Genomic DNA, 20,942 nt, shown 5'->3' with positions numbered 1-20,942 from the left:
TCATGTGCGGCTCAGCGGTGGGGGATTACTTGCCTTCCCAGCGCTTCAGCACCAGCGTGGCGTTGGTGCCGCCAAAGCCGAAGCTGTTGCTCATCACGGTGTTGATGGTGGCGTTCTCGCGGGTCTTGGTCAGCACCGGCAGATCGGCCACTTCCGGGTCGAGCTCGTCGATGTTGGCGGAGCCGGCAATGAAGTTGCCTTCCATCATCAGCATGCAGTAGATCGCTTCGTGCACGCCGGCGGCGCCCAGGGAGTGACCGGACAGGCTCTTGGTCGAGCTGATCGCTGGAGCCTTGTCGCCGAACACTTCACGCACACCTTTCATTTCCGCGACGTCGCCGACCGGAGTCGAAGTGCCGTGGGTGTTCAGGTAGTCGATCGGGGTGTCGACGGTGGACAGCGCCTGCTGCATGCAGCGGATCGCGCCTTCGCCGCTCGGGGCGACCATGTCGTAGCCATCGGACGTTGCGCCGTAGCCAACGATCTCGGCGTAGATCTTCGCGCCACGGGCCAGAGCGTGTTCCAGCTCTTCGACGACAACCATGCCGCCGCCGCCAGCGATGACGAAACCGTCGCGGTCCTTGTCGTACGCGCGGGAAGCTTGTTCCGGGGTGTCGTTGCGCTTGCTGGACAGAGCGCCCATCGCGTCGAACAGGAACGACTGGCTCCAGTGCTCTTCTTCACCGCCACCGGCGAAGACGATGTCCTGCTTGCCCATCTGGATCTGTTCCATGGCGGTACCGATGCAGTGAGCACTGGTGGCGCAGGCAGAAGCGATGGAGTAGTTCAGGCCCTTGATCTTGAACGGCGTGGCCAGGCAAGCGGAAACGGTGCTGCTCATGGTCCGCGTGACGCGGTACGGGCCGACGCGCTTCACGCCTTTCTCACGGAGGATGTCCAGCGCTTCCATCTGGTTCAGCGTGGAAGCACCGCCGGAACCGGCGATCAGGCCGGTACGCGGGTTGGACACTTGCTCTTCGGTCAGGCCGGAGTCAGTGATGGCGTCTTTCATGGCCAGGTAGGCGTAAGCCGCTGCATGGCCGACGAAGCGATAGATCTTGCGATCGATCAGCTCTTCAAGGTTGAGGTCGATGGAGCCGGAAACCTGGCTACGCAGACCCATTTCAGCATATTCCGGGTTGAACCGGATGCCAGGGCGGCTTGCACGCAGGTTAGCGGAGACGGTCTCTTTGTCATTGCCCAGGCACGAAACGATGCCCAGACCAGTGATAACGACGCGGCGCATGCGAATAACCCTTAGAAGTTGTCAGTGGAGGTGAACACGCCGACGCGCAGGCCTTCGGCGGTGTAGATTTCGCGTCCGTCGACACTGACCGAACCATCGGCGATGGCCATGTTCAGCTTGCCCTTGAGGACGCGTTTGATATGAATGTTGTAAGTGACTTTCTTCGCGGTCGGCAGCACCTGACCGAAGAATTTCACCTCGCCCGAACCCAGCGCACGGCCGCGGCCCGGCAGGCCTTGCCAGCCCAGGAAGAAACCGACCAGTTGCCACATGGCATCCAGACCCAGGCAGCCCGGCATCACCGGATCGCCTTCGAAATGGCAGGCGAAGAACCACAGGTCAGGGTTGATATCCAGCTCGGCGACCAATTCACCTTTGCCGTACTTGCCGCCTTCTTCGCTGATATGGGTGATGCGATCCACCATCAGCATGTTCGGGGCGGGCAGTTGCGCGTTACCTGGGCCGAACAGCTCACCGCGACTGCAGCGCAGCAGGTCTTCCCGAGTAAAGGCGTTTTGTTTGGTCATGCGAGCTCCTCAATAATCCCATGCGGCAGGTGGGGCAGATCTTCCCGACCGTTCAAGGCGTTCATGCCTCGAACCGGCAGCCTACTCATAGACTATTGCGTTGTGGTGAAAGTCACAGCACCAAGGACATGAATGTACACTTGTGCACTGAAATTTTTAATCAAGCCCCTTTTGGGGCTCGTTCGGGTGCCTAAGACTGCCGCACTTTCGCTTTTCACGCCAGTCGCAGATGGTCGAAAGGCCCACACTACGACACCCAGCGCTGCAAAATCTGCTGCAGGTCATTGCGTTTGAACGGCTTGGCCAGGTAATCGTTCATCCCCGCTGCCAGACAGGTTTCGCGATCGCCCTGCAAGGCGTTGGCGGTCAGCGCGATGATCGGCACATCGCGGCGTCCGGGCAGGTCGCGGATCTGTCGCGTGGCCTCGTAGCCGTCGATGATTGGCAGCCGGCAGTCCATCAGAATCACTTCGAACTCGCCACCCTCGGCACTGCGCACCGCTTGCGCGCCATCGGTCGCCACGCTGACGGCAAAGCCGAGGCTGCGCAGCATCGCTTCGATCACGGTCTGGTTGACCGGGTTGTCTTCGACCAGCAACACATGGCGTCCTTCACCCTGACCACTACCGTTCGGCGCTCGCGGCGCGGCCAGCGCTGGCATTGCCTGCTTATATAGCGCCAATGGAATTTCCAGAGTGAATACCGAACCGCGTCCTTCCTCACTCTGCGCGCGCAACGTACCGCCCATGCGTTCGGCCAGGGTCCGTGCGATCGGCAGACCAAGACCGGTGCCACCGTAACGACGGGAGATCGAACTGTCGGCCTGCTGGAAGGCATTGAACATCAGCTCCAGACTTTCCGAAGAAATGCCGATGCCGCTGTCACGCACCGAGCAGGTGAACCACAGCAGTTCATGGTCCAGCGACTGCCATTGCGCCTCGATGCTGACCCGGCCCTGCTCGGTGAACTTCAAGGCATTGCCAACCAGGTTGACCAGAATCTGCCGGATCCGCGTCGGATCGCCCTGCACCTGCAAGCCGCGCATGTCGTCGGGAATGCGCAGATTCAGTGCCAGGCCTCGCTGCACCGCGCTGTGCTGGAACGATTGCGCGCAGGCGCCGATCAGCTCGGCGAGATTGAACGGGATGTGCTCCAGCTCCAGCTCCGAACGCTCGATTCGCGAGAAGTCGAGAATGTCATTGATGACCTTGAGCAGATGTTCGGTCGACTCCGAAGCAAGCGCGGCGTATTCGACCTGCTCCTCGGTCATCTCGGTGGTTTCGAGCAATTGCAACATGCCCAGCACACCGTTCATGGGCGTGCGTAGTTCATGGCTCATCATCGCCAGAAAATCCGATTTGGCGTTGTTGGCTTTTTCCGCCTCCTCGCGGGTCTGGATCAGTTGCGCCATCGCTTGCTGCTGTTCGCGACTGGCCTGCTCCAGCGCTTGGGCGAGGTTGTTGATGTGCTGCGACAGTGCGCCCAGTTCGGTGTCGTCGACAATCGGCAGCGGGGTTTTGTAATCGCCTTCCTGAATCGCCTTGACCGCATCGCCAATGTCACGGATCGGCTGCGACAGACTGCCGGCCAGACGACGGGCGACGACGAAGGTGAAGAGCAGGGCGAACAGCGCGAGAATCCCGGCCTTGAACAGGATCTCCTGCTGGCGCTGACTGAAAGCATCGTTGGACAGGCCGACGATCACTCGCCCCAGATAATCCTCGCCGGCGGCGCTGTTGCTGACTTTGCCGTCCTGGAAGAAGTCGTTGTGCAAGGCGATCCGCTGCAAACGCACCGGCGCCTGGAACACTTCGACCTGATGCGGGCGACTGTGGCTGTCGGCCGGTTGTTCGACATACACCAGAATCCGGTTGGCGCTGTCCTGCACTTCGAGAAAGCGCACGTTGGGCGTGGCGAGTGTCGCCTTGAGCAGGCTTTCCAGCACTTCGTTGTTGCCGGAGATCACCCCGTATTCCGTGGCCGGGGCGAGTTGGTTGGCGATCAACTGGCCGGTGTGGTTCAGCTCCTGGCGCAAATCCTGGATGCGCACGAAGGTAAAGAAGCTGATCAACAGCAACGTCAGCAGCAGCGCCGGCCCGAGGCTGATCAGCTGCGTGCGGGTGTTGATGTCCCAACGGCGACGAAAACTCATGGGCGGCGCTCTCCTTCGGCCAAGGCACTGGCGACAGATGCTTCATTCAGCGGTTCGATGCCTAAAGAACGAGCCACCTGCGCATTACTTGAGACTTTGAAACGAGCGGGGTAAAGCGTTCGCGGCCATGCGCTGGTGGGCTGATCGAGCAAATGGTCGAGGACCGCCAGCCAGTCGCTCTGGTCGCTGTAGGTACTGGCGAGGCTGCCAGCGCGAACGAATGCAATGTTGGGGCCGATCAGCGCAACCTGTCGCGAGTAGCTGCTGAGCAGGAGGTTTTTCGCCGTTTGCGAGTTGTACAGATCGGGGTCATCGAGGCCGAGCAAGACGTCGCTGCTTTTCAGCACCGCTTGCAGCGGACGACTGTCGTGGATGTTGTCCCAGCGCTGGCTGACAATCTCCAGATTCAGCGGCCGCGCAGCCGCGCGCAATTCGCCAATGAGGAATTCGCCGTGTTCATCGAACAGCACACCGACCCGCCGCGCCTGCGGCAAGATCCGGCGGATCAGTTGCAGTTGCCGGCTCAGCGGCGGGTCGCTCCAGAGCAGACTCAGGCGCGCCGGTTGGGCATCGGCAAAACGCTGGCGCGCCTGCAAGCGGCTGATGCGCAACACCAGCGTCGACGGGCCTTGTGAGTCTTGCAGACGCCAGTCGAGGCTGGGCAGGTCTAGGAGGATCAAGCGCAGACTGGCCGGCAGTTTGCCCGGAGCCGGCAGGCTGGCCAGCGGCTGGAACCGCACATTGTCGGTCGGGCGCAGTTCACTCAGCGCTTGTACGAAGGCCTGCACGCCGGGGCTTTCCTCGGCGCCGGTCAACAGAATATCCGCCGCTTGCACCGCGACGCCGTGCAGCCACGCGGTCATGAACAGGCAGAGCCCGGCCAGCCAGTGGCCCAGGGTGGGCGTCTTCCGTGACGGGCCGGTGCACATCCTAGAACTCCAGCTCGGCACTGAAATACATCACCCGGCGTTCATCGTAATTATTGTCGACGAAAGTGTTCGGCTGATGGTCGAGGCGCTGTTGCAGCACGCCGGCCAATTGCAGCTGAGCTTTGCCAATGGCGATGCGTTTGGCGATGCGCGTGTCGACGCGCTCGAAGCGATAGCCGTTGAGCGCGTTGTCGCCGTAATAGAAGAGGGCGCTGTTCCAGCCATGGCCCCAATTGCGCAGCCAACCGGCGGAACCGCTGTTGCGCGAGGTGAACTGTTGGTCCAGCGGATTGCTCGCCTCGGCGTCGACGAAGGCGTAGGTCAAACGCAAGCGGTCGGCGCTGCTGAGGCGCCAGTCGAGTTGCGTTTCGGTGCCACGAAAGCGCGAGCTGTTGGCGTTGCTGGCGATGTACTGGTTGTTGCGCAGCGGCTCGCTGATCATCCCGGTGATTTCGTCGTAGAACAGCTTCACGTCCACGGCCAGTCCGAGTTCGGCGAAGTAGCCGTTGTAGCCCAATTCCCGCGAGCGCATGTGTTCCTGATCGAGATCACCGGGGCCGCGTGTCTTGACGAAATAGCGCGCCGACGACTGGCCGTAGGCCGAGGGTCGCAGGTTGCTGACCTGATAGCTCCAGTTGACGTTGTTCTCGAACATGTCCGGCGAACGGATCGCCTCCGAGTACACCGCGCGCAGGCCATGACGCGGGTTGATCAGGTAGTTGACCGCGAAGCGCGGGGTCAGCGAACTGCCGATCAGTTGCGTGTCTTCGAACATCGCTCCGCCCTGCACCAGCCAGTGCTCGGTAGCGCGCCATTCCAGTTGGCCGAAGGCGCGCCAGGTGGTGTCGTCGAGGGTGCCGTTGAAGTAGGTTTCGGAATCGGCGCGGTCGTAGCGGTAATTCAGGCCGCTGACCAGGCGCAGGCTGTCGGACAGGCTGAGGGTGTCCTGCAGCTCGAGGTCGTAGCGCGATTCGCGGGCGCTCTGGTCGATATCGCCGCACAAGGTCTGGCTGGCGCCGTTGCGCCATTGCTCGAGCACCTGATTGGCCAGCGCCATTTCCTGCGGCGTGCCGGGCGCCGCGCCGGGGCCGGTGAACTGGTTGATGTTGCGCGCCAGCCGTTCGGTGTAATTCGGGTTGAGCTGCCACAGCTGCGCCAGCTCGGGGCTGAACGACACCTCGGCATCGCAGGCGCGCCAGACTTGCTGGCGATCCCAGTGCTGCGCCGAACCTTGCACATAAAGGCTGTGTTCGGGATTAATATCGAGGTTCCAGCGCACCGAACCGGCGTAATCCTTGGCCACCACGTCGGAATTGTTCCCGGCGTCGGTAATCCCCGAGAACACCGGGCGGTAGGTATAAGGCCGCTGATTGCTACCGTCCTTGGCGTTGAGCTGCCAGTCGAGGCTTTGCCCTTCATTGAGGTCGTGGCTGACCGCCAGGCTCAGACGATTCAAGCGTCGACTGTCGCGATAATCGGCGCCGTTGCGGTCGCTGTCGAAACCGTCGTCTTCCTGGCCGGACAGCGACAGGCGCAGATCACCGCCATCCCAACCGGTGCCCTGACTGGCATAAAAGTCGTTGATGCCACGCTGGCCGCGCGTGATCTTCAAACGCGTGCCATGGCTGTCGGCCGGGTGGCGGGTGATGATGTTGATCACCGCCATCAGCGCGTTGGCGCCGTAGCTGACCGTGTTCGGGCCGCGAAATACCTCGATCCGGTCGATGTCTTCCATCGCTACCGGGATATCGCTCCAGTCCACCGTCGCCAGGCCGGCGCGGTACACCGAGCGGCCATCGATCAACACTTGCATGCGCCGTGCTTCGCTGGCGTTGGTGCCGTGGTAATTCACCGCCGGCTGATTGCCGTTGATGCTGCCGACCATCATCCCGGGTACCAGCCGCAGCAATTCGCTGATGTCGCGGGCACCGCTGGCGCTGATCAGTTCGCTATCGAGAACGGTCATGCTCCCGGGCACTTCCGCTGGCGTCTGCTTCAGCCGCGTGGCGGTAAGCACCTGCGGCAGCGTCTGGCTGTCGACGAACAGATCGTCCGCCAGCACTAGCGGGCTGAACAGCAGCGCCAGGAGCAGCGGCGAGCGCGGGGGAGGAGGGCCAGAAAACACGACACAGCCTGCAGAGAGAAGAATTGGCGCGCATGTTAACCGAGGGCGGCGACTTTTCCAGTGACGTTGCAGGCATTTTCCTAGGTTTTATTGGTCTTCTTCCTACAAATGTCGGTAATTGTTGCTGGGGCTGGCCGCCATCGGGTCGCCCCGTATAATGCCCGGCATCGCCACTGGTATGGATTAACGGATTGCATATGACTGAACAGCGCCCGATTGCGGTCCTGGGAGGCGGAAGTTTTGGTACCGCCGTGGCCAATCTGCTGGCCGAGAACGGCCATCAAGTCCTTCAGTGGATGCGTGACCCCGAGCAGGCCGAGGCCATCCGGGTCAATCGCGAAAACCCGCGTTACCTCAAAGGCATCAAGATTCTCCCGGGCGTGACTGCTGTCACCGACCTGCAAGCCACTCTCGATGCCTGCGATCTGTGCTTTGTCGCGCTGCCATCCAGCGCCTTGCGCACGGTACTCGCTGCCCATGCCGAGCGCTTGAGCGGCAAGATGCTGGTCAGCCTGACCAAAGGCATCGAAGCGCAGACCTTCAAGCTGATGAGCCAGATTCTCGAAGAGATCGCCCCGCAGGCGCGCATCGGCGTGTTGTCCGGGCCGAACCTGGCGCGGGAAATCGCTGAGCACGCACTGACCGCCACGGTGGTCGCCAGTGAAGACGAAGAACTGTGCAAAGCGGTGCAAGCCGCCCTGCACGGGCGCACCTTCCGCGTCTACGCCAGCGCCGACCGTTTCGGTGTCGAGCTGGGCGGGGCGTTGAAAAACGTTTACGCGATCATCGCCGGCATGGCGGTGGCGCTGGAGATGGGCGAGAACACCAAGAGCATGCTGATCACTCGCGCCTTGGCCGAGATGACCCGCTTCGCCGTGAATCAGGGCGCCAACCCGATGACCTTCCTTGGTCTGGCCGGGGTTGGCGATCTGATCGTCACCTGTTCATCGCCCAAAAGCCGCAACTACCAGGTCGGCTTCGCCCTCGGTCAGGGCTTGAGCCTTGACGAAGCGGTGTCGCGTCTCGGCGAGGTCGCCGAAGGGGTCAACACCCTCAAAGTGCTCAAGGCCAAGTCCCAGGAAGTCGGCGTGTACATGCCGCTGGTCGCCGGGCTGCATGCGATCCTGTTCGAAGGACGCACGCTGGAGCAGGTGATCGGTCTACTGATGCGTGCCGAGCCGAAAACCGACGTCGACTTTATTTCCACCAGCGGTTTCAACTGATTCAGCTGTTACACGGACAGGAAGCAAGCCATGAACGATCCGAAAAGCGAAACCCAGTACGAATCCATCCTCCTGCGGGTGTTGTGGATGATCGTTTATCTGCTGGTCTGGCAAGTCGCGCAGTTCATCCTCGGCGCGGTGGTCTTGGTGCAACTGATCTACCGCCTGATCTACGGCGCACCGAGCGCCAGCCTGATGAATTTCGGCGACAGCCTCAGCCAGTTCCTCGCGCAGATCGGCCGCTTCGGCACGTTCCACAGTGACCAGAAGCCCTGGCCGTTCGCCGACTGGCCAGCGCCGCGCACCCCGGAAGGTGAAGCGCCGCACACCGTTGCCCCGGCCGCGCATCCGGTGCGCGATGAGGAGCCCAAACTATGAAACTGTGGGTATTGCGTCATGGTGAGGCGGTGCCTCACGGCTCGAAAATCGATTCCGAGCGCGAGTTGACCGAGCATGGTCGTAAAGAAGTCCTGCGCAGCGCCGCGCATCTGATGGGCCAGCCGCTGACGGCAATTTACGCCAGCCCTTATCTGCGCGCGCAGCAGACCGCGCAGATTGTCCGCGAGGCATTGGGGTTCGAGCCAGAGATCCGTACGGTCGAGTGGCTGACGCCGGAGAGCGATCCGGACAAGGTGGCCGAGCAATTGGTGTCGGTGAGCAATGTGCTGCTGGTCAGCCACAACCCGTTGGTGGGCAATCTGCTCAGCTATCTGCAACACGGCGCCGGGCATCCGTCGGAGAAGGTCAGTACAGCGGGGCTGGCGGAGCTTGAGCACAGCGAGCTGCTGATTGGCTCGATGAAGCTCAACAGCCTCAAGCACCCTTAAAAGCAAAGATCGTCCGATCGCGGCCCGAGCCTTCGGCAGCTCCTGCATTGGAATGCATTCCTCTGTAGGAGCTGCCGAAGGCTGCGATCTTTTGATCTTGTTTCTTTTGGTAAAAAATTCAACCAAGCACTTGCTTGGTTGACTACGCTTGCTCCAGACCAAAAAAAACAGGAGCGAGTCGCATGTCTGCCGCCTTCCGTTTGCCGCTGGACGTGTTCTACGAACGGGAAGCCCGGCACCCGCGCCAGCGCTTTCTGGTGCAGCCCATCGGCGGTGGTCAGGTAGAGACGCTGACGTGGGCCGATGTCGGCCATCAGGCCCGTTGTGCGGCGCACTGGTTGCGCGCGCGGGAGCTGCCGCCCGGCAGCCACATCGCCCTGATCTCGAAAAACTGCGCGCACTGGATCATCGCCGATCTGGCGATCTGGATGGCCGGGCATGTGTCGGTGCCGCTGTACCCCAATCTCACCGCTGAATCCGTTGCGCAAGTGCTGACTCACTCGGAAAGTGCGCTGGCGTTCATCGGCAAGCTCGATGACTGGGCAGGCATGGCGCAAGGCGTGCCGACGGGTTTGCCGACCATCAGCCTGCCGCTGCATCCGCCAGGCGAGTTCGATTACAGCTGGGCGGACCTGCAGAGCTGTTCGCCAATCCAGGACGATCCACGCCCCGCCGCCGGACAATTGGCGACGATCATCTATACCTCCGGCACCACCGGCCTGCCCAAAGGCGTGATGCACAGTTTCGCCAATCTTGGTTTCGCCACCAGTCGCGGCACGCAGCTGTTCGGGCTCAACGAGAACGATCGGCTGCTGTCGTATCTACCGCTGTGCCACGTCGCCGAGCGCATGTTTGTCGAACTGGCGTCGATCTATACCGGGCAGACAGTGTTCTTTGCCGAAAGCCTCGACACCTTCATCACCGATCTGCAGCGCGCGCGGCCGACGGCAATGTTTGGCGTGCCGCGTATCTGGACCAAATTCCAGATGGGCGTATACAGCAAGATCCCGGCGCAGCGTCTGGACTTCCTCCTCGGGTTGCCCTTCATCGGCAAGCGGGTCGGGCACAAAGTGCTGGCCGGGCTCGGCCTGGATGCCTTGCGCGTGGCGTTGTCCGGCGCCGCGCCGGTACCGCAGACCTTGCTCGCCTGGTATCAGAAACTTGGCCTCGATGTGCTGGAGGTGTACGGCATGACCGAGGGCTGCGGTTATTCGCATATCTGCCTGCCGGGGCAGTACAAGCAGGGTTGGATTGGTCAGCCGTGCCCGGAAGTCGAGGTGCGCATCGATGAGTCCGGCGAGGTGCAGGTGCGCAGCCAGGCCAACATGCTCGGCTATTTCAAGGAACCGCAGAAAACTGCCGAGACGCTGACTGCCGACGGCTTTCTGCGCACCGGCGACAAGGGTGAGCAGGACAGCGAAGGGCGCCTGCGCCTGACCGGGCGACTCAAGGAAATCTTCAAGACCAGCAAGGGCAAATACGTCGCACCGGCGCCGATCGAAAACCGTCTGGCCGTGCATTCACGCATCGAACAGGTGTGCGTGGTCGGCGATGGCCTGAGTGCACCGCTGGGGTTGTGCGTGCTGTCGACGGTCAATCAGCAAGAGCCTCGTGCCAGCCTGCACGCCAGCCTGGAAAAATTGCTGGAGGAGGTCAACGCCGCCCTCGACAAGCACGAACGCCTGCACCGGCTGGTGGTGGTCAAGGACAACTGGGCGGTGGATAACGGCTTCCTCACGCCGACCCTGAAAATCAAACGCAACGTCATCGAAGACCGCTACGGCGCACGCTTCGAAGAATGGAGCGCGCGCAGCGAGGCGGTGCTGTGGCAGGATTGAGCATCGATTACAACAACAAAGGAAGTCTGCGATGAGCTTGTGGCGTACTACTCCCGACATCGAACAGCTGAATGCGATCCAGAAGAACACCATTGGCGAAGTGCTGGATATTCGCTTCGAAGCCTTCGACGAACAGTCGCTGACCGCGAGCATGGTCATCGACCATCGCACCCACCAGCCTTACGGCCTGCTGCATGGCGGCGCATCGGTGGTGCTGGCGGAAACCGTGGGTTCGATGGCCAGTTATCTGTGCATCGATGCCAGTAAATTCTATTGCGTCGGCCTGGAGATCAACGCCAACCATTTGCGCGGTTTGCGCAGTGGGCGGGTGACGGCGGTGGCCACGCCGATTCATATCGGGCGCACCACGCATGTCTGGGACATCCGTTTGACCAGCGACGAGGGCAAGGCCAGTTGCGTATCGCGCCTGACCATGGCGGTGGTGCCGCTGGGGGAACAGCCGCCGCTGCGCTGATGGTAGCGGTCGGACGGTGGCATCACCTCACTTAAAAGTTGAGTTGTGCTCGGGAGTATCTTCGCTGGCCCGGACTGGTCTCGCTAACGACGTAGTATTGGTCGACATCGGTCGGTGGGCTTTCGCGAACGATGCCGGCGCCGACCTCGTTTTTTTCAAGGTCCCAGAAGGTTGTGCCCAGCTCTGCGCTCAGGCCGGGCTTGGCGATCGTGACGAAGGTCGAGCGTATGTCCCCGACTGCGCTCACGACCGCACGGCTAACCGCCGTTCGGGTATGTACGTCCAGCGCGTCGTAGCCAGGGATCTGTGACACGGCCAGATTGGCGATCTGCCCCAGAGATAAAAAGAAGTGACGGCTGCTGTAGCCGACCACCGCGTTCTCCTGATTGAAGCTCGGTTCACTGTCGCTCGAAGGCCTGGCTGGTGTTCCCCGCGCCCCTCTTACCGCTGAGGCAGCGGCAGCACTGGCAGCCGTGACTGCCGAGACGGAAAAAACCGACTGCAACACATTACCGGTTGCGTCGTTGCCAAACAGCACTGAGCCACCGAATCCGGTGGCGCCTGCTGCCAATCCTGCCCCAACCACGCTGGCCGCTCCCGTGAGCGGATCGACACGGCCCACAGCCGGGTTGCTCGGACCGGCATTGGCGAGATACTGCGCCGATATCTCACGAAACAGCGTACCGAAGGCGCTGCCGATCTGGCCCGCCGCTGCGGGATTGCCGCGTGGATCGAGCATGCCGAGCAGTGAAGGCGCGGCGCCCAAGGCTGCACCTATTACGGCACCACCGATTTTTGCAGCCAGAGGTCCCCAATCGGCCGGGGAACTGATGTGCATGGAACTTTGCGCCCAGTTGGCACCGGCATAGCCACTTATGCCACCCGTTACGGCGCCCGCCAACGCGCCTCCAATGCCCACCGCAACGTTGGCCGGAGGCAGGACACCGACGAAGGCCGCTTGCGCTGCGGCGGCAAAAGCTGCGCTAACAAACTCGCGCGTGGCTGTCGCGCCCGCTGCCTTGGTGGTGTCCCATCCAGTCAGTCCCTGGCGGTCGACAAACCTGACGGGATTGCCGCGCACCATCAAGTACTGATTCATACCATCGGTGATACCCACCGGATCCGGGCTGATCCAGCGCATCAACCAAGGCGCATAGAAGCGTTGGCCATAGTAGTAAAGGCCGGTGGCATCGAGCTCCTGGCCTGCGTACCGACGGGTCTTGTAGCGGGCCTGTACCTGATCCGGGCCTGCCCACCACGAGGTGCCGCCATAGGGGAAATAGTTCTCCTCGCAGATGGTGTTGCCCTGATCGTCGAGGACCAGCATGTTCGAGCCAAGATGGTTGCTGAACTGGTAGCGATATTGATCGGCAACCTTGTCTTTCTTGTCCCAGTGCAGGATTTCAACAGCACAACGTCCGGCCTGTACGGAAATGACGTGCAAGGTTTCATCGGCCCGATGGCGTACTTCCAGCCCTGGCAGATAGCGCGTTTCATGCGATTGCGCGAGTGCTGGCGATTGGATGAGGCGTATTTTGCGCTGGCGCTGGCCCGCACCGTCATACACATAGCGTTCGCAGTCGTTTGTAGCGTCCTTGCGCATGACCTGATCGACCTGAAGCAATCGTCCGCCAGCACTCCAGCGCAAAGGCTGGCCGGGCTGGAGCATTTTCCGGTTGCCGTTGCTATCGAACCCGGCGGAAATCTCCAGCTCGTCGGGCAGCGTGCCGCTGACAGTCTGTTCCAGGCCACGATTGCTGTATCTGGAAATCGCCGTGCGCTGCGTCCAGCTCTTGCTTGCGGCGCTGTGAACCAGGGCGATGAGGTTGCCGGCTGCATCATAGGTGTAGGCCTGGCGGTAGTTTTCGAGCTGCGCCGAATCTGGTGGAGAGCTGAAGACCGGCTCCTGGGGCCCATTGACCGTGCTGCTTCGTTGCCAACCCGTGGCACCAATCAATTGGTAGAGGCTGTCATAGATAAACGAGGAAACAGGATTGATGGTCTGGTTGCGAAAAAACCGCGTGGGCTGCGCCATGTCCTCGACACTGAGGATGTTGCCGACCGGATCGTAGCAATAGACCAGATGTTGCAGGGCGGGGCGCCCGTCCTTTTCGGCAATGATCTTCAGGAGTCGGCCGCTCTGTGGATCGTAGAGATTCTGGCTGATAACGCCGTTAGCGGCTGCCTGACGCAAAACCTGATTGCCCGCGTTGTACTGGATATCGTGCAATAACAGTCTGGGCTGCGAATCCTGCGCGACTTTGAGACTGATCTGGTTCAGTTGCCCGCCGACATCCAGATGGAGCTGTTTCTGATTGCCCATAACGTCTTGCTGGCTGATCGTTTCGTTCAACGCGTTGTAGCTGATATGGGTTGCGGCACCGCTCTCGCATTCATGCAGCAGGTCTCTCTCTGCCACGGCTTGCGGCCAGTCTGGCTCGTCGAGGTCGCTGAGGAAATGCCGTACACACCTGAGCTGTTCACCCGTGAGGGAATATTCAGGAAAAAATTCGCTGCCGGCACTATCGTCATGGCGAACAATTCGGCCGCATTGGTTGTGCGCTGCGCACGATGACGAGCTGCCGCCGTAACTGAAAAAGCCACTTTTTCTGGCGCTCATGCCCTGTACGTGTATCGACGATACTGACCGGGCGCAGCAGCAAATCATAGTCGGTCAACGTCTGCGTCATCAGCCCGTCCCAGGCGATGAGGCGTTGTCCTGCTGCGCCCGGCAATGTCAGGCGAAGCGCGCCATCGACGCTGTCGCTGGAGAGGGATACCCCTGTGAGGCTGGAAATCACGGTCAGGTTGGGGCGGGCGTCGGGTTCGCGCTGATGCAGCGCACCCAGGCGTGGATCGCAGGCTTCAGTCAATTGACCTGAAGCATTGTAGCGTTGGCGATAAATGCGCGGGTCGATCGGCCCACCGGGCGCTTCACGACAATAGGACACCGTGGCAACGTTCAGTCCTCGTGAATCCATCACGGCGAGTGTCGGCGTATGAGTGTGCATGACGCATCCCGAGTGCTGGACCTGATTCGTTTATCGGACAAGAGCGGCCAGCGGTCAACTGTCAGAAATTACAGGTGAGCGTAGATTGCGACGACCGGTTCAACGTCTGTATGGATAAAACGTCATCGCCACTATTCGTGACCGTTACGGTCATTGCTGTCGACGCGGGTCTTGCGGACAATCAACGCCACGTTTCCCGCCCATGGATTTGCCCGCATGTCGCAACCGATCTTTTTCGCCCACGCCAACGGTTTCCCCTCGGGGACCTATGGCAAGTTGTTCGCGGCGCTGGCGCCGGAGTATCGGGTCGCGCATCTGGAGCAGCACGCCCATGACCCGCGTTTTCCGGCAGACGACAACTGGTACAACCTCGTCGACGAACTGATCCATCACCTGGAGCAGCAAGAGCAGCCGGTGTGGGGCGTCGGCCATTCCTTTGGCGGTCTGCTGCACCTGCATGCGGCGTTGCGTTGTCCCGAGCTGTATCGCGGCGTGGTCATGCTCGACTCGCCAGTACTGACCCGCACTGATCAGTGGGTGATTCGCGCGGCCAAGCGCTTTGGTTTCATCGACCGGCTGACACCCGCCGGGCGCACCCTCGGGCGGCGTGAAGAATTCGCCGATCTCGACAGCGCGCGCAGTTACTTTTCCGGCAAAACCCTGTTTCGCGGCTTCGACCCGGAATGCTTCGATGCCTACCTGCAACATGGTTTGCATCAGGTCGACGACAAGCTGCGCCTGCGTTTTGACCCGGCTACCGAAATCAGCATTTATCGCGGCGTGCCGCACACCAGCCCCGGGCGCACCCGGCAGTTGCAGGTACCGCTGGCCATGGTGCGCGGGCACAAGAGCCGGGTGGTCATGCGCCATCACAGCCGTTTCGTCTCGCGTCTGCCCCAGGGCGAGGCGCTGAGCATGCCTGGCGGGCACATGTTCCCGCTGGAGCGCCCGCAAGATACGGCGCGGCTGCTCAAGAATCTGTTCATGCGCTGGCAGCAGCGACAGAACAAGGATTGCGCATGAGCGCGACCTGCGAAGACGTGCGCCTGAACCTGCCGCACATCGAATTGGCCGCGCATATGTTCGGCCCCGAGGACGGCCTGCCGGTGATCGCGTTGCACGGCTGGCTCGACAACGCCAACAGCTTCGCCCGGCTGGCGCCGAAGCTCCACGGTTTGCGTATCGTCGCGCTGGACATGGCCGGCCACGGTCATTCCGCTCATCGGCCAAGCGGCGCCGGTTATGCCCTGTGGGACTACGCCCATGATGTGCTGCAAGTCGCCGAGCAGTTGGGCTGGAAGCGTTTCGGCCTGCTCGGGCATTCGATGGGCGCGATTGTCTCGATGGTGCTGGCCGGTTCGCTGCCTGAACGCATCAGCCATCTGGCGCTCATCGATGGCGTGATTCCTCCGACAGACAAAGGCGAAAACGCCGCCGAGCGCATGGGCATGGCCCTACAGGCGCAACTTGATCTGCGCGAAAAGCGCAAACCGGTCTATACCACCCTTGAGCGTGCCATCGAGGCGCGGATGAAAGGCTTGGTGGCAGTCAGTCGCGAGGCCGCCGAACTGTTGGCCCAGCGCGGTTTGATGCCGGTCCCCGGCGGTTACACCTGGCGCACCGACAATCGCCTGACCCTGCCATCGCCGCTGCGCCTGACGGAAGAACAGGCAATGGCGTTTGCCCCGCGCGTCAGTTGCCCGGCGCATCTGGTAGTCGCGGCGGATGGCATGCTGGCCAGGCATCCTGAGTTGCTGCAGCGTCTACCCTTCAGTCACGAACAGTTGCCGGGCGGGCATCATCTGCACCTGAATGACGAGGCTGGCGCAGGTCTTGTAGCAGACTGTTTCAATCGCTTTTTCGCCATGCCTTGACTTGCTACCGGCAACTGCCGAGGCTGGGCGGGTTGAAACAGGAGACAAACTTGATGGATTTCTATACCGCTGCGACCCCGACCCGCCCAGCCATGACCGTCCGGTGAGCCTGACTATGCGGCCACTCAGTCTTTTCGCGCTGTGCTGCTTCAGCTCCTTGTCCTTCGCTGCCGATGTGCCGGGCAGCCAGGATCTGCAAATCGTGCCGCGTCTGGGCGATGCACAGATCGTCGACTATCGCCCTGCGGCCGAGCTGGAGCGCATCTACCCGCTGGGCTCGATCCGCAAGATCAGCGGCCAGTTGCGCTTCGACGGTCAGGTCACCGCCCGTGGCCAGACCACCTCGGTGACTTACGAGTTGCCGCCGGAACATTCCGCCACCGAAGCCTTCACCGCCGCCCGCGAATCCCTGCAACAGCAGGACGCCGAGTTGCTGTTCTGGTGCCAGGCCCGCGATTGCGGCGAAAGCAGCCTGTGGGCCAACGAAGTGTTCGGCAACGCCAAGCTGTATGGCTCTGACGAGCAACAGGCTTATCTGTTGCTCAGGCTGGCGGCGCCAAAGGACAACACGCTGGTGGCGCTCTACAGCATCACTCGCGGCAATCGCAAAGCCTATCTGCATGTCGAACAGTTCGAGGCGACTGTGCCGTTGGGCGAACTGCTGCCGACCTCGGCAACCCTGCTGCGCCAGTTGAAAAGCACCGGCGAGCTGGATTTCCCGAAACTCGCTGATGAGCCGGATGCCACTTGGCTGCGCCTGATTTCCCGTGGCCTGAATCTCGACACGACCTTGCGGGTCACGGTTTCCGGGCCCAAGGCCGAAGCCTGGCGCCAGGCGTTGATCACTCAGGGTGTGCGGGCGGCCCGGATGGAAACCGGCAATCTCGAAGGCTCTGGCCTGCGCATCGACCTGTTGCGATAAGCTGTGCCGGGCGAACACGCACGCAGTGTTCGCCTACTCTTTCGCTGACTGACTTTGCCGGGACTTTCCATGCTCAATAACGATCGCCTGCTGGTGCAGATTCTGCTGCTGGTGTTGTTTGGTGCCAGCCTGTGGGTGATGGCGCCGTTCTGGTCGGCGCTGTTCTGGGGCGCGGTGCTGGCGTTCGCCAGTTGGCCGCTGATGCGTTTGCTGACCCGTGCGCTCAATGGCCGCGAATCGCTGGCCGCGTTGATCCTGACACTGGGCTGGATGTTGCTGGTGGCGGCGCCGCTGGTGTGGCTGGGTTTCAACCTTGCCGATCATGTGCGCGATGCCACGGCATTGATCAAGGATGTGCAGGTCGACGGTTTGCCGGAAGCGCCCACTTGGCTTGGCAGCGTGCCATTGGTTGGTGAGCGACTGGTGGCGATGTGGGACAGCATCGATCAGCAGGGCGCGGCGTTGATGGTCTCGATCAAGCCGTATCTGGGCCAGGTCGGTAACTGGCTGCTGGCGCGCAGCGCGCAGATCGGCGGCGGGATTCTCGAGCTGACGCTGAGCCTGGTGTTCGTGTTCTTTTTCTACCGTGACGGGCCACGACTGGCGGCGTTTGTGCACAGTCTGTTGCAGCGCTTGATTGGCGATCGTGCCGGTTATTACATCGAATTGGTGGCGGGCACGGTGCAGCGCGTGGTCAACGGTGTGATTGGTACGGCGGCGGCGCAGGCGGTGCTGGCGTTGATCGGCTTTTTGATTGCCGGGGTTCCTGGGGCGCTGGTGCTGGGGATCGTCACGTTTATGCTGAGTCTGATTCCGATGGGGCCACCGCTGGTGTGGGTGCCGGCTACGGCTTGGCTGGTGTGGAAGGGGGAGTACGGGATGGCGATCTTTCTCGGGATCTGGGGGACGTTCATCATCAGTGGCGTGGACAATGTGCTCAAGCCGTATCTGATCAGCCGTGGCGGTAATCTGCCGTTGGTGATTGTGTTGCTCGGGGTGTTTGGCGGGTTGATTGCCTTTGGCTTTATCGGGTTGTTTATTGGGCCTACTTTGTTGGCGGTGGCTTATAGTTTGTTGACGGATTGGAGTAAGAGTCAGGCTCGGGTCTAGCGGGGGGGCTTGGCGGCCTTTGGGCCGACCATGCTTGGGTTTGTTTGGTGTGAATATCCGAATGTTTCGCTGCGGCGGCTGGCGGTTTCGCCTGACGGCGACTTACTTTTTTACAAGCGCCTAAAAAAGTAAGCAAAAAACGCTAGCTCCTGCGTTCGGCCCTCGCAGGCTCGGGTTCCTTCGCTGCGGGATCGATCCGGGCGCAGCGGCTCCGGTTTGCTTCGCTGCACCTACACTCGCTGTGTACGACTGCGTCGTACGGTCGCTGCGCTCCCACGCCCGGATCAATCCCTCCGCTCAGCCTTCCGACGTCGCCCGTGGATCAAGATCAAAAGCGGTACTCGAGCTTGCGCTCATTGTTGAGTGGGGCGGCTTCGCCGCGGGCAGCTACGCTGCTTTGCTTTTGATTTTGATTTTGTGGGAGCGAGCCTGCTCGCGAAGGCGGCCTGGCAGCCACCCATATCTCTCTGAAACCACTCGATCCCTGTGGGAGCTGGCTTGCCAGCGATAGCGCCCTCACATCCAACCAATATCTGTCGAATACACTCAGTTTCATTGTGGGAGCGAGCCTGCTCGCGAAGGCGGCCTGGCAGCTACCCATATCTCTCTGAAACCACTCGATCCCTGTGGGAGCTGGCTTGCCAGCGATAGCGCCCTCACATCCAACCAATATCTACCGAATACACTCAGTTTCATTGTGGGAGCGAGCCTGCTCGCGAAGAGGCCGATACATTCAACAGATGCATTGAATCATCAGACGCTTTCGCGAGCAGGCTCGCTCACACTTCAAGTCGGCTGAGCCTCAGCCCCGTGGCAACCGGACAACGGCGGTCAGCCCGCCACCCGGTGTTTCTTCCAGATCCAACCCCCCACCCAGCCGCTGCGCGGCTTCGCGGGCGATGGTCATGCCCAGCCCCACGCCGCCGGAGTTGCGGTTACGCGAGCCTTCCAGTCGGTAGAACGGTTCAAACACGGCTTCCCGCTGGTCTTCAGCAATACCCGGCCCGTGATCAATCACCCGCATCAGCAATTCCTCACGCTGTTCCAGCAGTTCAATCCTTGCCTGTCCTGCGTAACGCAGGGCGTTGTCCAGCAGGTTGTTGATGCACGAGCGCAGCGCCATCGGTTGTACTGGCAAAGGCGCGCAGTGGCCGCTGACCTGTACATCGGCGCCCTGGTCCTGGGCGTTTTCGCACAGCGATTCGACCAGCGCCTGCACGTCCAGCAACTGCAAGGCTTCGCTGGTGCGTTGTTCGTGCAGATAGGTGAGGGTGGCGTCGAGCATGCCGATCATGTCGTCCAGGTCCTGGCGCATCTGGCTTTGCAGCTTGTCGTCGCTGATGTTTTCCAGGCGCAGTTTCAGCCGTGACAGTGGCGTGCGCAGGTCGTGGGAGACGGCGCCGAGCATGCGCGCGCGTTGCTGGACCTGTTCGCGGATGCGTCGTTGCATGAGGTTGAAGGTGTGCGCCGCTTGCCGGGCCTCGCGCGGGCCGGATTCGTCGAGGGGGTCGCTGTCGAGGTCTTCGCTCAGGCGCTCGGCGGCGTCGCTCAGGCGCTGGATCGGCCGGCTGAGCAGCTTGGCGCCGTACCAGGCGGCAATCATCAGGGTGATGAACTGAAAGGTCAGCGGCACCACCGGGCCACCGAACCAGGGGCGTGTTTGCCTCGGTGGGTAAGCGGTGTTGTGCAGCGGCGGTTGGCCGTCGATGTTCGCTGAGAACTCGGGCGGTGGTGGGGGCGGAGGAGGGCCGTAGAGTCTGAACCAGGCGAAGGCCAGCAGGTGCGCCAGGACAATCGCCACGAACAGCACCCCGAACAGGCGACCGAACAGGGTGTCGAAGCGCGCCTTCATCAACCGATGTCCCGCGCGTCGAACAGGTAACCCTCGCCGCGCACGGTCTTGATCAGTTGCGGGGCTTTCGGGTCGTCGCCGAGTTTTTGCCGCAGGCGCGAGACCAGCAGGTCGATGCTGCGGTCGAAAGCCTCGATCGAGCGACCGCGAGCGGCGTCGAGCAGTTGTTCGCGGCTGAGCACGCGGCGCGGGCGTTCGATGAAGACCCAGAGCAGGCGGAATTCGGCGTTGGACAACGGCACTACCAGGCCATTGTCGGCGACCACTTGGCGCAGGACGCTGTTGAGGCGCCAGTTGTCGAAGCGAATGTTCGTGCGCTGTTCGCTGCGGTCGTCGCGCACGCGGCGCAGGATGGTCTGGATGCGGGCGACCAGTTCGCGTGGTTCGAACGGTTTGGCCATGTAATCGTCGGCGCCCAGTTCCAGGCCGATAATGCGGTCGGTGGGTTCGCAGCGGGCGGTGAGCATCAGGATCGGAATGTCCGATTCGGCGCGCAGCCAGCGGCACAGCGACAGACCGTCTTCGCCGGGCAGCATCAGGTCGAGGACGATGACGTCGAAATGTTCGCCCTGCAGTGCCTGGCGCATCGCCGCGCCGTCGGTGACGCCGCTGGCGTGAATGTTGAAACGGGCGAGGTAATCGATCATCAGCTCGCGGATCGGCACGTCATCATCGACGATCAGCGCGCGGATGCTCCAGCGCTTGTCGTCTTTGCTTTCATCCGTCACGGTTGTCGGGGTGTTGTGCATGGGGCTGTTCACTGCCAGGGGTGGTTTCAGCATAGGCGTCCGGCCGGGAGGCGGGAAGTGCTGTTGTAAGGACGTGTAGCGC

The 20,942-nt window shown here is 61.7% G+C and carries 18 protein-coding genes; 9 read left to right on the top strand and 9 right to left on the bottom strand.

The features are described 5' to 3' along the window. Positions 1 to 25: 25 nt before the first annotated feature. The 5 genes from fabB to F8N49_RS06865 all read right to left on the bottom strand — a co-directional run bounded on the left by fabB (position 26) and on the right by F8N49_RS06865 (position 6,979). Positions 26 to 1,246: a beta-ketoacyl-ACP synthase I gene (gene fabB, locus F8N49_RS06885; RefSeq protein WP_016773647.1), complete on the bottom strand. Its 1,221-nt coding sequence runs from the start codon at positions 1,244 to 1,246 to the stop codon at positions 26 to 28. Between the two features lie 11 nt (positions 1,247 to 1,257). Continuing rightward, positions 1,258 to 1,773: a 3-hydroxyacyl-[acyl-carrier-protein] dehydratase FabA gene (gene fabA, locus F8N49_RS06880; protein WP_024013962.1), complete on the bottom strand. Its 516-nt coding sequence runs from the start codon at positions 1,771 to 1,773 to the stop codon at positions 1,258 to 1,260. Between the two features lie 247 nt (positions 1,774 to 2,020). Continuing rightward, the gene (locus F8N49_RS06875) at positions 2,021 to 3,925 is read right to left on the bottom strand and encodes an ATP-binding protein (RefSeq protein WP_110646680.1); all 1,905 of its coding nucleotides are present in this window, start codon (positions 3,923 to 3,925) and stop codon (positions 2,021 to 2,023) included. After that, positions 3,922 to 4,854, bottom strand: a complete 933-nt coding sequence (locus tag F8N49_RS06870) for an ABC transporter substrate-binding protein (RefSeq protein WP_110646679.1) — start codon at positions 4,852 to 4,854, stop codon at positions 3,922 to 3,924. The genes F8N49_RS06875 and F8N49_RS06870 overlap by 4 nt, the downstream gene beginning before the upstream one ends. 1 nt (position 4,855) lies before the next feature. Beyond that, positions 4,856 to 6,979, bottom strand: a complete 2,124-nt coding sequence (locus F8N49_RS06865; RefSeq protein WP_122700226.1) for a TonB-dependent siderophore receptor — start codon at positions 6,977 to 6,979, stop codon at positions 4,856 to 4,858. A gap of 197 nt (positions 6,980 to 7,176) precedes the next feature. Between F8N49_RS06865 and F8N49_RS06860 the strand changes: the two genes are divergently transcribed. The 5 genes from F8N49_RS06860 (at position 7,177) to F8N49_RS06840 (ending at position 11,342) form a co-directional block, all read left to right on the top strand. Beyond that, positions 7,177 to 8,202, top strand: a complete 1,026-nt coding sequence (locus tag F8N49_RS06860) for an NAD(P)H-dependent glycerol-3-phosphate dehydrogenase (RefSeq protein ID WP_024013958.1) — start codon at positions 7,177 to 7,179, stop codon at positions 8,200 to 8,202. A gap of 30 nt (positions 8,203 to 8,232) precedes the next feature. Then, positions 8,233 to 8,580 (top strand): DUF4389 domain-containing protein, encoded by a 348-nt coding sequence (locus tag F8N49_RS06855; RefSeq protein WP_016773653.1) that lies wholly within the window; start codon positions 8,233 to 8,235, stop codon positions 8,578 to 8,580. Further along, positions 8,577 to 9,029 (top strand): phosphohistidine phosphatase SixA, encoded by a 453-nt coding sequence (sixA, locus tag F8N49_RS06850; RefSeq protein WP_071173250.1) that lies wholly within the window; start codon positions 8,577 to 8,579, stop codon positions 9,027 to 9,029. The genes F8N49_RS06855 and sixA overlap by 4 nt, the downstream gene beginning before the upstream one ends. A 182-nt stretch (positions 9,030 to 9,211) precedes the next feature. Continuing rightward, positions 9,212 to 10,867, top strand: coding sequence for an AMP-binding protein (locus F8N49_RS06845; RefSeq protein ID WP_151551045.1), 1,656 nt, complete (start codon positions 9,212 to 9,214; stop codon positions 10,865 to 10,867). A 31-nt stretch (positions 10,868 to 10,898) separates the two neighbouring features. Then, positions 10,899 to 11,342, top strand: a complete 444-nt coding sequence (locus F8N49_RS06840) for a hotdog fold thioesterase (protein WP_016773655.1) — start codon at positions 10,899 to 10,901, stop codon at positions 11,340 to 11,342. 31 nt (positions 11,343 to 11,373) lie between these two features. Here F8N49_RS06840 and F8N49_RS06835 read toward each other — a convergent pair whose 3' ends face one another. After that, positions 11,374 to 13,962: an RHS repeat domain-containing protein gene (locus F8N49_RS06835; RefSeq protein ID WP_256675408.1), complete on the bottom strand. Its 2,589-nt coding sequence runs from the start codon at positions 13,960 to 13,962 to the stop codon at positions 11,374 to 11,376. Beyond that, positions 13,871 to 14,353, bottom strand: coding sequence for a hypothetical protein (locus F8N49_RS28230; protein WP_256675407.1), 483 nt, complete (start codon positions 14,351 to 14,353; stop codon positions 13,871 to 13,873). The genes F8N49_RS06835 and F8N49_RS28230 overlap by 92 nt, the downstream gene beginning before the upstream one ends. A 216-nt stretch (positions 14,354 to 14,569) precedes the next feature. Here F8N49_RS28230 and F8N49_RS06830 point away from each other — a divergent pair, with 216 nt between their 5' ends. From F8N49_RS06830 to F8N49_RS06815, 4 genes are all read left to right on the top strand, one after another. Beyond that, complete coding sequence (locus F8N49_RS06830; RefSeq protein ID WP_071173247.1) at positions 14,570 to 15,376, top strand: alpha/beta fold hydrolase; 807 nt, start codon at positions 14,570 to 14,572, stop codon at positions 15,374 to 15,376. After that, positions 15,373 to 16,227 (top strand): alpha/beta hydrolase, encoded by an 855-nt coding sequence (locus F8N49_RS06825; RefSeq protein ID WP_151551044.1) that lies wholly within the window; start codon positions 15,373 to 15,375, stop codon positions 16,225 to 16,227. The genes F8N49_RS06830 and F8N49_RS06825 overlap by 4 nt, the downstream gene beginning before the upstream one ends. Before the next feature lie 115 nt (positions 16,228 to 16,342). Further along, positions 16,343 to 17,149, top strand: coding sequence for a DUF4892 domain-containing protein (locus F8N49_RS06820; RefSeq protein WP_151551047.1), 807 nt, complete (start codon positions 16,343 to 16,345; stop codon positions 17,147 to 17,149). A gap of 69 nt (positions 17,150 to 17,218) precedes the next feature. Next, positions 17,219 to 18,259, top strand: coding sequence for an AI-2E family transporter (locus F8N49_RS06815; RefSeq protein ID WP_110646673.1), 1,041 nt, complete (start codon positions 17,219 to 17,221; stop codon positions 18,257 to 18,259). 802 nt (positions 18,260 to 19,061) lie between these two features. Here the strand turns inward: F8N49_RS06815 and F8N49_RS06810 are convergent. Next, complete coding sequence (locus F8N49_RS06810) at positions 19,062 to 20,111, bottom strand: ATP-binding protein (RefSeq protein WP_151551043.1); 1,050 nt, start codon at positions 20,109 to 20,111, stop codon at positions 19,062 to 19,064. Then, positions 20,111 to 20,860, bottom strand: a complete 750-nt coding sequence (locus tag F8N49_RS06805; RefSeq protein ID WP_151551046.1) for a response regulator — start codon at positions 20,858 to 20,860, stop codon at positions 20,111 to 20,113. Before F8N49_RS06805 ends, F8N49_RS06810 begins: the two co-directional genes overlap by 1 nt. Positions 20,861 to 20,942: the final 82 nt, after the last annotated feature.

The sequence above is a fragment of the Pseudomonas sp. GXM4 genome, assembly GCF_008923895.1.
GTDB classification, from domain to species: domain Bacteria; phylum Pseudomonadota; class Gammaproteobacteria; order Pseudomonadales; family Pseudomonadaceae; genus Aquipseudomonas; species Aquipseudomonas atacamensis.
Note: the sequence above shows the minus strand (reverse complement) of the source record. Positions and strands in the feature narration are given on the sequence as shown.

Coding starts and splice junctions, on each gene's coding strand:
- F8N49_RS06830 (WP_071173247.1), top strand. CDS start 14,570: ATGTCGCAACCGATCTTTTTCGCCCACGCCAACGGTTTCCCCTCGGGG.
- F8N49_RS06815 (WP_110646673.1), top strand. CDS start 17,219: ATGCTCAATAACGATCGCCTGCTGGTGCAGATTCTGCTGCTGGTGTTG.
- fabA (WP_024013962.1), bottom strand. CDS start 1,773: ATGACCAAACAAAACGCCTTTACTCGGGAAGACCTGCTGCGCTGCAGT.
- F8N49_RS06825 (WP_151551044.1), top strand. CDS start 15,373: ATGAGCGCGACCTGCGAAGACGTGCGCCTGAACCTGCCGCACATCGAA.
- F8N49_RS06835 (WP_256675408.1), bottom strand. CDS start 13,962: ATGAGCGCCAGAAAAAGTGGCTTTTTCAGTTACGGCGGCAGCTCGTCA.
- F8N49_RS28230 (WP_256675407.1), bottom strand. CDS start 14,353: ATGCACACTCATACGCCGACACTCGCCGTGATGGATTCACGAGGACTG.
- F8N49_RS06840 (WP_016773655.1), top strand. CDS start 10,899: ATGAGCTTGTGGCGTACTACTCCCGACATCGAACAGCTGAATGCGATC.
- F8N49_RS06845 (WP_151551045.1), top strand. CDS start 9,212: ATGTCTGCCGCCTTCCGTTTGCCGCTGGACGTGTTCTACGAACGGGAA.
- F8N49_RS06810 (WP_151551043.1), bottom strand. CDS start 20,111: ATGAAGGCGCGCTTCGACACCCTGTTCGGTCGCCTGTTCGGGGTGCTG.
- fabB (WP_016773647.1), bottom strand. CDS start 1,246: ATGCGCCGCGTCGTTATCACTGGTCTGGGCATCGTTTCGTGCCTGGGC.
- F8N49_RS06870 (WP_110646679.1), bottom strand. CDS start 4,854: ATGTGCACCGGCCCGTCACGGAAGACGCCCACCCTGGGCCACTGGCTG.
- F8N49_RS06860 (WP_024013958.1), top strand. CDS start 7,177: ATGACTGAACAGCGCCCGATTGCGGTCCTGGGAGGCGGAAGTTTTGGT.
- sixA (WP_071173250.1), top strand. CDS start 8,577: ATGAAACTGTGGGTATTGCGTCATGGTGAGGCGGTGCCTCACGGCTCG.
- F8N49_RS06805 (WP_151551046.1), bottom strand. CDS start 20,860: ATGCACAACACCCCGACAACCGTGACGGATGAAAGCAAAGACGACAAG.
- F8N49_RS06875 (WP_110646680.1), bottom strand. CDS start 3,925: ATGAGTTTTCGTCGCCGTTGGGACATCAACACCCGCACGCAGCTGATC.
- F8N49_RS06820 (WP_151551047.1), top strand. CDS start 16,343: ATGCGGCCACTCAGTCTTTTCGCGCTGTGCTGCTTCAGCTCCTTGTCC.
- F8N49_RS06855 (WP_016773653.1), top strand. CDS start 8,233: ATGAACGATCCGAAAAGCGAAACCCAGTACGAATCCATCCTCCTGCGG.